Annotated in this window: 17 protein-coding genes; 13 read left to right on the forward strand and 4 right to left on the reverse strand. The window is 34.5% G+C overall.

Annotation, left to right across the window (positions count from 1 at the left end; translation table 11 throughout):
• Window positions 1-135: 135 nt before the first annotated feature.
• Together DM800_RS14395 and DM800_RS14405 are read right to left on the reverse strand one after the other, a co-directional pair.
• On the reverse strand, window positions 136-372 hold the full coding sequence (locus DM800_RS14395; protein ID WP_147787100.1) for a hypothetical protein: 237 nt from the start codon (window positions 370-372) through the stop codon (window positions 136-138).
• 97 nt (window positions 373-469) lie between these two features.
• The gene (locus tag DM800_RS14405; protein WP_048546146.1) at window positions 470-1,327 is read right to left on the reverse strand and encodes a metallophosphoesterase; all 858 of its coding nucleotides are present in this window, start codon (window positions 1,325-1,327) and stop codon (window positions 470-472) included.
• A gap of 244 nt (window positions 1,328-1,571) precedes the next feature.
• Between DM800_RS14405 and fadH the strand changes: the two genes are divergently transcribed.
• The 3 genes from fadH (at window position 1,572) to DM800_RS14420 (ending at window position 4,480) form a co-directional block, all read left to right on the forward strand.
• Window positions 1,572-2,336: a 2,4-dienoyl-CoA reductase gene (gene fadH / locus DM800_RS14410; RefSeq protein ID WP_000660912.1), complete on the forward strand. Its 765-nt coding sequence runs from the start codon at window positions 1,572-1,574 to the stop codon at window positions 2,334-2,336.
• Window positions 2,337-2,591: 255 nt separating this feature from the next.
• Window positions 2,592-3,809: an EAL domain-containing protein gene (locus DM800_RS14415; RefSeq protein ID WP_000564300.1), complete on the forward strand. Its 1,218-nt coding sequence runs from the start codon at window positions 2,592-2,594 to the stop codon at window positions 3,807-3,809.
• 182 nt (window positions 3,810-3,991) lie between these two features.
• A complete protein-coding gene (locus tag DM800_RS14420) occupies window positions 3,992-4,480 on the forward strand; it encodes a DUF3993 domain-containing protein (protein WP_001233813.1) in 489 nt (162 codons plus the stop codon).
• A gap of 116 nt (window positions 4,481-4,596) precedes the next feature.
• Here DM800_RS14420 and DM800_RS14425 read toward each other — a convergent pair whose 3' ends face one another.
• Window positions 4,597-4,833: a glutaredoxin family protein gene (locus DM800_RS14425; RefSeq protein ID WP_147787101.1), complete on the reverse strand. Its 237-nt coding sequence runs from the start codon at window positions 4,831-4,833 to the stop codon at window positions 4,597-4,599.
• A 233-nt stretch (window positions 4,834-5,066) separates the two neighbouring features.
• On the opposite strand from DM800_RS14425, the gene DM800_RS14430 reads away from it, so the two are divergent.
• The 10 genes from DM800_RS14430 (at window position 5,067) to DM800_RS14470 (ending at window position 12,050) form a co-directional block, all read left to right on the forward strand.
• Window positions 5,067-5,303: a YkuJ family protein gene (locus DM800_RS14430; RefSeq protein WP_000055151.1), complete on the forward strand. Its 237-nt coding sequence runs from the start codon at window positions 5,067-5,069 to the stop codon at window positions 5,301-5,303.
• 215 nt (window positions 5,304-5,518) lie between these two features.
• Window positions 5,519-5,668, forward strand: a complete 150-nt coding sequence (locus DM800_RS29225) for a hypothetical protein (RefSeq protein ID WP_087985092.1) — start codon at window positions 5,519-5,521, stop codon at window positions 5,666-5,668.
• A 74-nt stretch (window positions 5,669-5,742) separates the two neighbouring features.
• Window positions 5,743-6,261, forward strand: a complete 519-nt coding sequence (locus tag DM800_RS14435) for a ribonuclease H-like YkuK family protein (protein WP_000896655.1) — start codon at window positions 5,743-5,745, stop codon at window positions 6,259-6,261.
• A gap of 108 nt (window positions 6,262-6,369) precedes the next feature.
• A complete protein-coding gene (gene abbA / locus DM800_RS14440) occupies window positions 6,370-6,561 on the forward strand; it encodes an antirepressor AbbA (RefSeq protein WP_048546142.1) in 192 nt (63 codons plus the stop codon).
• A 161-nt stretch (window positions 6,562-6,722) separates the two neighbouring features.
• Entirely contained in the window at window positions 6,723-7,166 is a 444-nt protein-coding gene (gene cbpB / locus DM800_RS14445; protein WP_000623572.1) for a cyclic-di-AMP-binding protein CbpB, read from the forward strand.
• A gap of 142 nt (window positions 7,167-7,308) precedes the next feature.
• Window positions 7,309-8,193, forward strand: coding sequence for a LysR family transcriptional regulator (locus tag DM800_RS14450; protein WP_002008407.1), 885 nt, complete (start codon window positions 7,309-7,311; stop codon window positions 8,191-8,193).
• 71 nt (window positions 8,194-8,264) lie between these two features.
• On the forward strand, window positions 8,265-8,987 hold the full coding sequence (dapD, locus tag DM800_RS14455; RefSeq protein WP_000783245.1) for a 2,3,4,5-tetrahydropyridine-2,6-dicarboxylate N-acetyltransferase: 723 nt from the start codon (window positions 8,265-8,267) through the stop codon (window positions 8,985-8,987).
• 62 nt (window positions 8,988-9,049) lie between these two features.
• Window positions 9,050-10,180, forward strand: coding sequence for an N-acetyldiaminopimelate deacetylase (locus tag DM800_RS14460; RefSeq protein ID WP_000301171.1), 1,131 nt, complete (start codon window positions 9,050-9,052; stop codon window positions 10,178-10,180).
• Window positions 10,181-10,434: 254 nt separating this feature from the next.
• Window positions 10,435-11,301 (forward strand): cytochrome C oxidase assembly protein, encoded by an 867-nt coding sequence (locus tag DM800_RS14465; RefSeq protein WP_147787102.1) that lies wholly within the window; start codon window positions 10,435-10,437, stop codon window positions 11,299-11,301.
• 83 nt (window positions 11,302-11,384) lie between these two features.
• A complete protein-coding gene (locus DM800_RS14470; RefSeq protein WP_000504032.1) occupies window positions 11,385-12,050 on the forward strand; it encodes a potassium channel family protein in 666 nt (221 codons plus the stop codon).
• A 38-nt stretch (window positions 12,051-12,088) separates the two neighbouring features.
• On the opposite strand, the gene rnjA is transcribed toward DM800_RS14470, so the two are convergent.
• The gene (rnjA, locus tag DM800_RS14475; protein WP_000670370.1) at window positions 12,089-13,756 is read right to left on the reverse strand and encodes a ribonuclease J1; all 1,668 of its coding nucleotides are present in this window, start codon (window positions 13,754-13,756) and stop codon (window positions 12,089-12,091) included.
• Between the last annotated feature and the right edge of the window lie 2 nt (window positions 13,757-13,758).

Consider the following 13,758-nt stretch of genomic DNA (forward strand, 5'->3'; position numbering starts at 1 on the left):
GGTTTTTTTACTTTGTTCTCTACTTATTATACATTCTCTAAATAGAAGGATGCGTAGAGAGAATAGTTTTTATTGTAAGCATGTTAATGGATCAGTTAAGAGAGGGAATAACATTGGTAGGATTGTTGGAGTACATTAATAATAGAATGGTTGTTGACAAGGTCCGCCAAAACAAGGATAAGGTGTTGGCGGTGGGAAAGGTGGTGGATATGGTGGGTAATACGGTCTAGGACCGAAAGCTAATGCTCCACCGAGCAGTCCACCAGCAATCCCAGCTAGAAATGGAACACCAAAAAACGGAAAGAAGCGTGAGTCGCCTACTGGACCAATAGGTGCTGAACGGACTGGGATTGGTTGATAATATGGATACATGAACAAACCTCCTTTATTGGACTCATTTTTATCATATGGTAAATGAAACGTGGATGAGCGCGTACAAGAAAGGATATGTAAGAAAATAGGCGAATTATTACGAATGTTGGAGCGTAAAAATTGTAATTTCAGGTTTTGCCATAAATCGGAATGGGACGCGTGTTCTGCCAAGACCTCGATTGACATAGAGAGCTAAATCTTGAATCGTATAGAAACCTTCAACATAGTTTTTAGCAAGTGATGGGGTAATAATAGCACCTAAAAAGGGAATTTGTACTTGTCCGCCATGGCTATGACCAGAAAGTTGTAAGTTAACTGGATATTTAGCGATTTGTGGTGCAATATCTGGCTCGTGAACAAGAACAATGTTATAAGTGTTTTGCCTCGCGTGCTGTAGTGTTTTCTCTATTTTGGGTTTGCCTAGTAGTATATCATCAAGACCGAAAATTGAAATTTCACTATTATCCAGTAGACGAATTCTCTTTTCGCTATTTAGTAGTAGTTCAAATCCAGATTCACGCATGATGTGCTCGTAGTATTCCGTTCCATATCCGCCGTGATCATGGTTACCATAAATAGAAAATTTACCGAAGGGTGCTTGTATATTTTTTAAAATAGATGGAACGAAAGGAGTGTCAGTATATGTTTGATAATTATCAATGAGATCACCAGTGAAAAGAACAATGTCAGGTTTTACAGCATTAATTTTAGAAACAATTTGAGATAAATGTTGGAGAGAGAAATAGTATCCGAGATGTAAATCGCTAAATTGAAGAATCTTCATACCATGAAAACTTTTGGGTATGAGTTGTGATTTAAGTGTATGCTCTGTAAAAGAGAGTAAATGAGGCTCAATATATTTAGCGTAATAGTATCCGATGCTAGTGGTTATAAATGAATATAGACAAGTGCGCATTCCAGCTTTAAAAAAATCTCTTCTTGTAATTTTCTTCATAAAAATATGAGTATACCTATTTAACTTATATCACATGTTTTCGTTACATTTATAGGTTACTCAAATCTCCTTTCAGTTTATTTAAAATATATTTTAAATAATAAAAAAGTAGTATAGATTACGAAAAAAACGAATAAAAAGAAACCTCTTTACGTTAAAATATCAGAAAAGTTTAAAAATATAAAGATTTCTATTAAATAAAATGATAAAATGAATGTGTATTCATTTTTGGGAGGGGATGTATGTGAAAGAAAAGGTAGTTATTATAACAGGTGGATCGAGCGGAATGGGAAAAGGAATGGCGACCCGTTTTGCAAAAGAAGGGGCACGAGTTGTTATTACAGGACGTACAAAGGAAAAACTAGAGGAAACAAAGTTGGAAATTGAACAATTTCCGGGGCAAGTATTACCCGTACAAATGGATGTAAGAAATACTGATGACATTCAGAAAATGATTGAAGAGATTGATGAGAAGTTTGGTCGAATTGATGTTTTAATAAACAATGCAGCTGGAAACTTTATTTGTCCAGCAGAAGATTTATCCGTGAATGGCTGGAATTCAGTCATTAATATTGTATTAAACGGTACATTTTACTGCAGCCATGCTGTCGGAAAATATTGGATTGAAAAAGGCATAAAAGGGAATATCATTAACATGGTAGCAACATATGCATGGGATGCAGGTCCGGGAGTTATTCATTCGGCTGCTGCGAAGGCTGGAGTATTAGCAATGACGAAGACACTCGCTGTTGAGTGGGGCCGTAAATATGGAATACGAGTTAATGCTATCGCGCCAGGACCAATTGAACGTACGGGCGGTGCTGATAAATTATGGATTTCAGAAGAAATGGCTAAGCGTACGATACAAAGTGTTCCGCTTGGAAGACTGGGCACGCCAGAAGAAATTGCAGGTCTAGCTTATTATTTATGTTCAGATGAAGCTGCGTACATAAATGGAACTTGCATGACAATGGATGGAGGACAACATTTACATCAATATCCATTTTAAAAGGGATAAGAAAATGAATGTTTGATTCATATTCTCACGGTTAAATGTGACGGAATTGTGACATGTGAAAGAAAAGTATTTACAAGAGGTCATATATACGTTATATTTAAGACCTCTTTTTTCTTCATAGTAGAATTGCTAATTCCCCTTAGCATTTTACCCCTCTAATCCCTTCAGGAAAACTGAAGGGATTTTTTATTATTTTTCCGTAAATATCATGTTATAATTTTTGAAAAGTAAAGGGAGGGAAGTACATTGATAGATGCATTAGATGTAATGAGTAACTTGGATAAAGTCCTTCCTTATTATCAAGCTATTTTTAGTGCTGATGAGCATACTGTAATTGGATATGAGGTAGTAGGACGTATTCAAACAGAAGAGGGCATACAAAGTTTAGCTTCTTTCTTTCATGATGATTCTATTCCGAGTGAGTTTCAACTGGAAGCGGATAACATTATAGTAGAAAAAGCTTTAAATCGTTATTTAGAAAGTGATCAAAAACTATTATTATTTATACATCGGAATGCTAACGTATTAATGAACGATGATGATGAAAGTTTACTTCAACTTTTATTGATGTATGAAGAGCAAGGTTTAAATTTGAAACACATTGTTTTAGAAATTACAGAACATGAATGTAAAGAAGATATAGAGCAATTTAATCATTTGCTTATGTATTATCGTACATATGGTATTCAAATTTCGATTAATAAAGTTGGAACGGGTACAAGTAATTTAGAACGTATTAGCGTGTTAGCACCGGATATTTTAAAAGTAGATTTAACAAACTTAAGGCAAACTGCACTTTTACAATCTTATCAAGATATTTTATATTCTTTATCATTACTTGCTAGAAGAATTGGTGCAACATTGTTATATGAAGAAATAGATGCTTTTTATCAACTACAATATGCTTGGAAAAACGGTGGTAGATATTATCAAGGGAATTATTTGAAAGAGTGCTTACCTGATTTTATTGAAACGAATGTTTTGAAAGAACGACTTGGTAATGAGTGTCATCAATTTATTCAACATGAGAAGAAGAAATTACAAAAAATTTATAATTTAACAGAAATGTTACGTGATCGAATTGGTGATGTTCTAGCCAAACAGAAAAAGAATGAAGATATAAATGATTGGTTATTACAATTTAGCCAAAGTGTATCACAGTGTAGTTTCCGCATATTTATTTGTAACGAAGATGGTTTCCAACAATCAGGAAACGTTATGAAAAAAGATGGGGAATGGATTGTGATGCCTGAGTATTATATGAAGAACTGGAGTTGGCGTCCGTATTTTCTAGAAAATATTATGAAAATGCGTTTTGAGAATAAGGCAAGACTTTCAGATTTATATGCTGATATTGAAACCGGTGAGATGGTACGAACATTTTCCTTCCCAATTGATGATGAAAACTTTTTATTTATAGATTTATCGTATGAATATTTATATGAAGAAGATGTTTTATTTTAATGCACGAAGAGATTCGTGCATTTTTTGTTTGTTTTTATCATAAATTGGTAATAGTGAAAATGGTGATGAAAATGCTGTCTATCGTTGTAAAGATTTTACGAACGAAACCACCCCTGTCTTTGCATAATCATTGTTACAATGAATACTACAAAGACAAGTTTTCTTAAAAGGAAGGTGAAAAAATGAGGAAATATGGAATATGGTTAGTTCTATTTGTATGCGTTGCCTTTCTAGTTGGTTATAGTGTCACAACTGTTTTAGGAAAAGAGGAAGTGAAAGTCGATCGGGAAGAGGTGTTTACAACGATACAAAAGGGCTATGAAACCCAATTTTCAATTCGTGGGAAGCATTTGCCGATGAATAAGATGATAGAAACGTTATCACCATATTTTACAGAGAATTTCCTTCAAGTATTTACAGATGAAAATAGTAGAAGTGATAAACAAAGTGGTGAATATTTACTTCCAGCAAAAGAAGCGCCGTTTTCTTTTCATTCAGAAACGAAAATGTCATATGATGAAGAGCATAAAATTTTATATGTATATGAGCGGGCGAAAAGTGGACAATATCAAATTGTAACATTGCAAAGAGATCAAGGGAAATGGAAATTGGCCGGATATCATGAAAGCCAAGAACTTTTAACTGAAATAAAACGATTACAACAATTATAAAGTGAAACTGTAATTGGTGGGGATGTTCATCTCTCACTGAGTAATAGCTCGCACCAATCGGGCTATTACTGCCCACAAATAGTGGGATAAAAATAAGAATAGGTCTTTACCTATTCTTATTCAATATTGAGTAGCTGTTGTAATTTTTCAATTTGAAAACCAGCAACAACTTCTCCATCAATTACAACTGTTGGAGTTGAATACGAATCATAGCCGTATAAAAGACGATTGCGTGCAGCAGCGTCTTTTTTTACGTCAAATTCTTCATATACAACGTTATTATGCTTTAAAAATTCTTTCACAATGACACATGGCGGACAATCAGGTTGTGTGTAAACCTCAATTTTTCTCATTGTAATTCCTCCTTTTTTCTGTTTTTTATTATATTCTTCCAGTATAAAAATCGCAATAAAGAAGGGAAAAGATGTTCTTTCTGTTTTTTCCTTCGCATTTCGACAAATTTTTAGTTGAGTTTCTGGCCAATAACCTTTATCCTAGACTGTGGAACATTTTTTCTGTTATGACGGATAGAATGAGTATAGCTGTAAAACCTATTGGTAGGAAGATCAGAGAAAGGAGAGATTTCATGTCTCTACTCCAAGGAATTTTAACTCGACTTGTTAGTCTACAAGAACAAGCTGAAAGCGGTGAAGTAGCACAACGCTATTTTGAAGTGAACGGTGAGCGCAAATGTAGCGTGAAATTTTTCGATAAAAGTGAAATGTATGAGTTAGAAGTGTATCAACAAGGTGAAAAACCTCAAGTGTATCAATTCGATAATATCGATATGGTTGCAATTGAGATTTACGATATCATTTCTTGATACATATAAAAAAGGTGTTGCCATATGGCAACACCTTTTTTAGTTCTATTACTTTTTAGCATATATGTATAGGGAGTTTTCATTTTTCCTACAATGGTAATAAAGTGAAATTGTAATCAGTGGGGCTTCTTCGTCCTATACTGAATATTAGTCATCACCAATTGGTTGTTTACAGATAGCAAAAGCGAGATAAAAATAACGAGGAGGTGTGTTGTATGGAACGTTTACCAGTTGTGCTTTGTCCTAAATGTCACAATTCTGCTGAGATTATTCATGTATTAACAGCTCAATCGAATCAAAATGTAATTTATACGTGCCAAGTTTGCCATTATGTAATTCGAAATATTGAAACGAATAAAGGATAGGAAGTTATAATTTTTATTTTTGTCCCATACAATGAGAATACGAAAAGTCTGTCTAATTGAAAGGACGTGACTATGTGGCCGGTGAACATACATTTTATAATGTTTCAGAGAGACATTTAAATTTTGATATGGTCTTTAGCCGTATTTGTAGTTTCATTGAAAAGGATCCACGAAATTTATATCGCTTATCCATTGGGACAGACTCACAAGCACATCAAAAGGATACGAGGTTTATTACGGCAATTCATATTCATCGCGTTGGAAAAGGTGCCTGGGGGTGTTTACACCATAAATCAGTGAAAGATAAGCCAGCAACTTTACGTGAGAAAATATATTTAGAAACGCAGTTTAGCCAAGAGATCGCATGCCTATTTACTCCAAATCATATACAAACAATATGGGATTTATTGCATCCATATGCTCAAGAGGGAGCTGGATTTATAATGGAAATTCACTTGGATATCGGAAATGATGGTTTAACAAAAGAATTTATTCTAGATATGACAGCGAAAATTCAAGCGATGGGATTAACTGCAAAAATTAAGCCAGATGCTTATGCGGCGTTTAGTTATGCAAATCGATATACGAAATAAAAAACAATTTTTATATATCCTTTGCTAAAAACTGAATATTACATCTATTAAATAGGTTGGAAATTATATATAATAAGAGTAACGATGCGAGTATAAGGAGAGGGGTATATGAAAAGGGAATTTGTTTTAACAGAAGAAGAAGAGAGTTTGTTACTAGATATTCTATTTCAGCAAAATTATGCGAGTGAAATTTTAGCTGTGGAAATTACAGATATTGAGAATGGTTTAAAACAGACAGATGTGACACAATATAAAAAAATCACAAGGTTATTTTACAGATTAAAAAATAAGGGGTATTAAGCGCTACCGGGATGGTAGTCTTTTTTTTGTGTTGTATGCTAAAATAGCTGTGTAATTTTGTTTTTATTGAAATAAAGTAAGGACAAAATAATAATATGAAAACGCTGTCATAAAATATGAATAGATTCGGTGATTAAAAGTAGGAAAATGGGGGATGTAATATGATTAGTATTCCGAAAGACGAGTTTCAACAAATTTTTGTGAAAGATTTAATGATTTCATCAGAAAAAGTAGCACATGTCCAAATGGGGAATGGTTTAGAGCATGCTTTACTCGTTCTTGTGAAATCTGGATATTCGGCGATACCTGTTTTGGACCCGATGTATAAATTGCATGGGTTAATTAGTACTGCTATGATTTTAGATGGTATGTTAGGGTTAGAACGTATTGAGTTTGAAAGACTTGACGAAATGAAAGTAGAACAGGTGATGAAGGAAGACATTCCGGTTCTTAAGTTAGAAGATTCGTTTGCAAAAGCTTTAGAAATGACAATTGATCATCCTTTTATTTGCGCTGTCAATGAAGATGGGTATTTTGAGGGGATTTTAACACGTCGGGCTATTTTAAAATTGTTGAATAAAAAAGTAAGGCAACATAATCGATAATGTGAGAAAAGTGACTTCATAGAAGCGGAGAAGTCACTTTTTTTTCGTGCATATCAGTTGTGTATGTATTATATTTAAAAAGATAAAAAATATAAGAGTATATAGTTAAATTAAGGATGAAAAGCTTATTGAGATAAGGTGTATGGAAGCTAAGGAAAGAGGGAGAAAGTTGCAAATTGATGATTTTCAAATGATGGTTGTGTTAGCTCAGGAATCAAATATGAGAAAAGCGGCGGAACGTTTATTTGTTTCACAACCTGCGCTTAGTCAACGATTACAATCTATGGAGAAACAATGGGGAATGAAGTTTTTTATTCGCTCACAAAAAGGATTGACAATTACACCTGAAGGGGAAAAAGTCGCAAATTATGCAAAAGAAATGCTGCAAAAGGAAGAGGATATTAAAAGTGAGCTAGCTGTTTTTAGAACAGAAACTCACGGAACGTTAAAAATAGCTGTTGCATCAGTTATTGGTCAATATTGGCTTCCTCCTGTTTTGAAGAAGTTTGTACATAAATACCCTTCTGTGAAAATATCGCTGTTTACTGGCTGGAGTAGTGAAGTACAAAAGCAATTTTATGAAGGGGACGTTCATGTTGCTATATTGAGAGGAACACAAGAATATAAAGGTCAGAAGCAACAATTATTTGAAGATGAACTTTATTTAGTGGATAAAGAAATAAAAGATATTACGATGTTAAAAGAAACAAATAGACCATTTATTCAATTTAAAAGTGATTCGACTTATTATGGACAAATACAAAATTGGTGGTATGGTTTATTTTCTAATCCACCTAAGAGAACAATTGTGGTTGATCAAATTGAGACTTGCAAGCAACTCGTTTTAAATGGTATAGGTTATGCTCTTTTACCTTCTACTGTTTTAAAAGAAGTACAGGAAAATATGTATAAAACACCTGTTCAATTAACGAGAGAAACATGGTTATTGACGAGTGAATCGGCCAGACAATTGAAGCAAGTAAGGGCATTTTTAGAAATTATAGAAGAAATTCAAATGGAAAAATAGGATTATTATCTTGCTACTCGCTCTATCGTTTGGTAGAGTAACATTATAAATGGATTTAGGAGGCAACAAGAATGAAAATGATGGACGCTAACGAAATTATTTCGTTTATTCAAAAAAGTGAAAAGAAAACTCCTGTAAAGGTATACATAAAAGGGGATTTAAAAGAAGTAACATTCCCTGAAACGGTACAAGCATTTGTAAATAAAAAGTCTGGTGTATTATTTGGAGAATGGTCTGAAATTAAGACAATTCTTGATGAAAATAGCAAGCACATCGTTGATTACGTTGTTGAAAATGACCGTCGTAATTCTGCAATTCCAATGCTTGATTTAAAAGGTATTAAAGCTCGTATTGAGCCAGGCGCGATTATTCGTGATCACGTTGAAATCGGCGACAACGCTGTTATTATGATGAATGCAACAATTAATATCGGTGCTGTAATTGGTGAAGGTACTATGATTGACATGAACGCGGTACTTGGTGGACGTGCAACTGTTGGTAAGAACTGTCACGTAGGTGCAGGTGCAGTACTTGCAGGTGTTATTGAGCCGCCTTCAGCAAAACCAGTTATCGTTGAAGATGATGTTGTAATTGGTGCAAACGTAGTTGTGTTAGAGGGAGTTACAGTAGGTAAGGGTGCAGTTGTAGCAGCAGGAGCTGTTGTAACAGAAGATGTACCTCCATATACAGTTGTTGCCGGTACTCCAGCACGTGTAATTAAAGAGATTGATGAGAAGACAAAAGCAAAAACTGAAATTAAACAAGAGCTTCGTCAATTAAACCCAGAGAAATAAACACAAAAAAAAGCGTAAGAGCATAACAGGCTCTTGCGCTTTTTATAGATAGAGGTGCAAAAATGGCAGTAAGCAAATTCGTTCAAATTCGTAGAGACTTACACAAAATACCGGAAATTGGATTTAAAGAGTGGAAAACACAACAGTATATTTTAGATTACATAGGAACGCTTTCGAATGAATATGTGGAAGTGAAAGTATGGAAAACGGGTGTCATTGTTAAAGTAAATGGAAAAAATCCAGAAAAAATTATCGGTTATCGCGCAGATATAGACGGTTTACCAATTACCGAAGAAACTGGATATGAGTTTGCTTCTATTCATGAAGGAATGATGCATGCATGTGGACACGATTTACATACAACAATCGGTTTAGGCCTTCTAACAGCAGCTGTAACAGAAAGAATAGATGATGACCTTGTGTTTCTATTCCAACCAGCTGAAGAAGGGCCAGGAGGGGCTCTTCCTATGTTAGAGAGTGAAGAGTTAAAAGAATGGAAGCCGAATATAATTCTTGGTCTTCATATTGCACCTGAATACGCTGTAGGAACAATTGCCACAAAAGAGGGGCTATTATTTGCAAATACATCAGAGTTATATGTTGATTTGAAAGGGAAAGGTGGACATGCAGCCTACCCGCATACTGCAAATGATATGATTGTAGCGGCAAGTCACCTTGTTACACAACTTCAATCCGTTATTAGTCGTAATGTGAATCCTCTTGATAGTGCAGTGATTACAATCGGAAAAATAACAGGTGGTACAGTTCAAAATATCATAGCAGAAAAGTCTCGGTTAGAAGGAACGATTCGAACTTTATCAGTGGAATCAATGAGGCGTGTTAAAAGTAGGATTGAGGCAATTGTTGCAGGTATAGAAGCTTCCTTCCAATGTGAAGCTGTTATTGACTATGGAGCGATGTATCATCAAGTATATAACCATGAAGTATTAACGAGAGAGTTTATGCAGTTTGTAAGTGAACAAACTGATATGAATGTAATTACATGTACTGAGGCAATGACAGGGGAAGATTTTGGTTATATGCTTCAAGAGATTCCTGGATTTATGTTTTGGCTTGGGGTAAATTCAGAATATGGTTTACATCATGCAAAATTAAAACCAGATGAAGAGGTTATTGAGAAAGCTATCGCATTTTTAGATCAATATGTAAAGTGGAAAGGAACTAGAAAGTAAACTCGCTCGCCAACTTTGAAAAAACTTACAGTGGGTACTTGTTAGTTCCAAGACGAAAACATCTTTCATATTTGTTTTGGATACACATGGGCATACAAATGGATAAAGTAATGAGCAGCGGTTTTGAGCCGCTGCTCATTATTCATTATCGCTTATTGAGAAGATGATTAGTTAACTAGCTTATATATGTTTACATTTCGTGTAGAAAGTGTGTAAAATCAAGGTGAAACATAGAAAAAAGGGTGGGGAATTACGTGCAAATTAGCAGTGCAATGTTGTGTTTCGTCTTATATGCGTATGTTATTATTGCGGCGGTGTATTTTGGGATAAGTTTTTATGCCTACCGTTTAGTAGATAATCACGAATATGACGAAACATATAAATGGGTGAAAAGATATTTATCACCTGTATTAGAAATTATGAATGGGTTTGTGCTCTTTTTATTTATTGGATTAATTGCTTTCTCGACGAGTTTAGTAGGGAATAAAACGACATTATTTGTACTAGGTATCATTATTTTTATGTTGTTAGGGATACGGATTGGTAACACAGTGTTTTGGAATGAAAGAAAAGTAGATGGTTGGACTGGAATGTTAATCCCGTGTATGTTAGCGGCTATCGTGACAAACATAGAGCATGAGTATTATCAATTACATTTTTGGCTTATTATCGTTTTAACAATTCTTTCAGTTTTGTACATAAGTACGGTAGTACTCACATACATTGCACATGAAAAAGGTGATGTTAAAGGAACGCGCTTCTTTAGAGGGCGAGCATTATTTTGGAGTGTGCCAACGATGGCTGTTATAGGAATTATTGCGATATTAGTAAATGGATATCAATTTACTAATTGGCAACTGTTTTTAGAAAATTGGTGGATTTTCATTATTTCGTTTATCGCTTTTTTAGTTGCAACACATTATTTATTCCATCAACATCATTATATATTGGCATTGCTATTCGCATTTACACAACTATTATTTGCTTTCTTCGGACAAGAAACGTTATTATTCGTTTTTGAAACATTTAGTTCATTTGGAAATATATTTGTATTTGGTATGTTAATTTTCAGTATCGCATTTTATTTACAACAGTATTTTTATATGCAAAAACAGAAATAAGAATGATATACAGGTTTTTGTAGCAAATCTAAAGTATGTTACAATAAAAATACATAGTATTCGATGTTATTGGAGGAATTCCTGTGGGTGAAAAAGAGAAAGAATTTGCTGTCATTGGCCTTGGACGTTTTGGTGGAAGCATTTGCCGAGAACTCGCTCAATTAGGTATGGAAGTAATGGCAATTGATTCAGATGAAGATAAAATTAATGAGTTTGCAAATATAGCTTCACATGCTGTAATTGCAGATTCAACAGATGAGATGGTATTAAAAAGTCTTGGTATTCGTAATTTTGATCATGTAGTCGTTGCTATTGGAGACAATTTAAATTCAAGTATTTTAACAACATTAATTTTAAAAGAGTTAGGTGTAAAAAATATTACTGTAAAAGCTCAAAATGATTACCATGAAAAAGTGTTAAGTAAAATAGGGGCAGATCACATTGTGCACCCCGAGCGTGATATGGGAAAAAGGATTGCTAATAATATTGCATCAAGTAATGTATTAGACTATCTTGAGCTTTCAGATGAGCATAGTATTGTAGAGATTATTGCAAATAAAAAAATTGATGGTCATTCTTTAATCGAATTAGATATTCGTGCGAAGTTTGGATTGAATATTGTAGCGATTAAACGTGGTAAAGAAGTTATTGTATCTCCTCGAGCTACGGAAAATATTCAAGCGGGAGATATATTAATTGTAATTGGTCATGACGATGAAGTAGATCGTTTTAAACACTTTTTAAGATAAGAGAAAAGGACAATACCATGAAGGTATTGTCCTTTTTCTTATATTTCCATAATGATTGGTAAAATCATTGGGCGACGTTTCGTTTTCTCATATAGGAATGGTGCTAATGTGTCTGTAATTTCATTTTTAATTTCAGACCATTGTGTTGTTTTACGCTCCATTACTTTTTCTAAATGAGTTGTAATTAATGTTTGAGCATCATTAATTAAATCACTACTTTCGCGCATATACACAAAACCACGTGAGATAATATCAGGTCCTGCTGCAACTTTAAACTCTTTCATATCAATGCTTACAACTACAATAACAAGTCCTTCTTCAGAAAGAATACGACGATCGCGTAACACGATATTACCGATATCTCCAATACCATTTCCGTCAATATAGACAGATCCAGATGGTATTTTACCAGCTACGCTTGCTTCATCAGAACGAAGAGCAAGAACATCTCCATTATCCATGATGAAACAGTTTTCTTCTGGAATACCACAATCGTTTGCTAACTTCATATGCATACGTTGCATGCGGTATTCACCATGAATTGGCATGAAATACTTCGGTTTAATTAGACGAAGCATTAGTTTTTGTTCTTCTTGTCCACCGTGTCCACTCGTATGAATGTTTGACAGTTTTCCGTGGATTACATCAGCACCAGCACGATACAACATGTTAATTGTACGGCTTACACTAATTGTATTACCAGGGATTGGTGAAGAAGAGAAAACAACTGTGTCGCCAGGAATGATTTGAATTTGACGATGAGTACCATTAGCAATACGTGAAAGTGCCGCCATTGGCTCACCTTGACTACCTGTACATAAAATAACAACTTTATTAGCCGGTAGGCGGTTTAGTTGAGCTGTATCTATGAATGTATCCTTCGGACAGCGAATATAACCAAGGTTTTGTCCGATTTCAATCGCCGCTTCCATACTGCGACCGAACACAGCCACTTTACGATTGTTTTCAACAGCCGCTTCAACAACTTGTTGTAGACGATGGATATTTGATGCAAAGGTTGCAAAGATAATACGACCTTCTACTTTGCGGAAAATATCTTGAATACTATCACCAACACGGCGCTCAGACATTGTAAAGTTTGGAACTTCACTGTTTGTACTGTCAGATAAGAGACAAAGTACGCCGTCTTTTCCGATTTCAGCCATTTTTGTTAAGTCCGCTGGTTCACCGACTGGTGTGAAATCAAATTTGAAATCGCCAGTATGAACAACTTGTCCTTGAGGTGTTTTCACAACAACTCCGTATGAATCTGGGATACTGTGAGTTGTACGGAAGAAGGAAACAGATGTCTTTTTAAATTTAATAACATCATCTTCTTGAATTTCATAAAGTTTTGCTTTACGAAGTAATCCGTGCTCTTCTAATTTGTTTTTGATTAGTGCAATTGCTAATTTTCCGCCATAAATCGGGATGTTTACTTGACGTAATAAGTAAGGAATTCCACCGATATGATCTTCGTGACCATGTGTAATGAATAATCCTTTAATTTTATCTTCGTTTCGCACAAAATAAGTGTAATCTGGTATTACATAATCGATTCCGAGGAGTTCGTCTTCTGGAAATTTAATTCCAGCATCAATAATAATAATTTCATCTTGAAATTGAACAGCATATGTATTTTTACCGATTTCACCAAGTCCACCTAAAGCAAAAACGGCAGCTTGATCATTCTTTAGAAATTTCATAT

Source organism: Bacillus sp. AY18-3 (assembly GCF_008042305.1).
Classification (GTDB): domain Bacteria; phylum Bacillota; class Bacilli; order Bacillales; family Bacillaceae_G; genus Bacillus_A; species Bacillus_A wiedmannii.

Excerpts from the sequence above, each read along its gene's own strand:
- DM800_RS14405 (WP_048546146.1), bottom strand. The coding sequence starts at position 1,327 with ATGAAGAAAATTACAAGAAGAGATTTTTTTAAAGCTGGAATGCGCACT.
- abbA (WP_048546142.1), top strand. The coding sequence starts at position 6,370 with ATGAAAAGGGAATTTGTTTTAACAGAAGAAGAAGAGAGTTTGTTACTA.
- cbpB (WP_000623572.1), top strand. The coding sequence starts at position 6,723 with ATGATTAGTATTCCGAAAGACGAGTTTCAACAAATTTTTGTGAAAGAT.
- rnjA (WP_000670370.1), bottom strand. The coding sequence starts at position 13,756 with ATGAAATTTCTAAAGAATGATCAAGCTGCCGTTTTTGCTTTAGGTGGA.
- DM800_RS14450 (WP_002008407.1), top strand. The coding sequence starts at position 7,309 with ATGGAAGCTAAGGAAAGAGGGAGAAAGTTGCAAATTGATGATTTTCAA.
- DM800_RS14460 (WP_000301171.1), top strand. The coding sequence starts at position 9,050 with ATGGCAGTAAGCAAATTCGTTCAAATTCGTAGAGACTTACACAAAATA.
- dapD (WP_000783245.1), top strand. The coding sequence starts at position 8,265 with ATGAAAATGATGGACGCTAACGAAATTATTTCGTTTATTCAAAAAAGT.
- DM800_RS14425 (WP_147787101.1), bottom strand. The coding sequence starts at position 4,833 with ATGAGAAAAATTGAGGTTTACACACAACCTGATTGTCCGCCATGTGTC.
- DM800_RS14395 (WP_147787100.1), bottom strand. The coding sequence starts at position 372 with ATGTATCCATATTATCAACCAATCCCAGTCCGTTCAGCACCTATTGGT.
- DM800_RS14420 (WP_001233813.1), top strand. The coding sequence starts at position 3,992 with ATGAGGAAATATGGAATATGGTTAGTTCTATTTGTATGCGTTGCCTTT.
- DM800_RS29225 (WP_087985092.1), top strand. The coding sequence starts at position 5,519 with ATGGAACGTTTACCAGTTGTGCTTTGTCCTAAATGTCACAATTCTGCT.
- DM800_RS14430 (WP_000055151.1), top strand. The coding sequence starts at position 5,067 with ATGTCTCTACTCCAAGGAATTTTAACTCGACTTGTTAGTCTACAAGAA.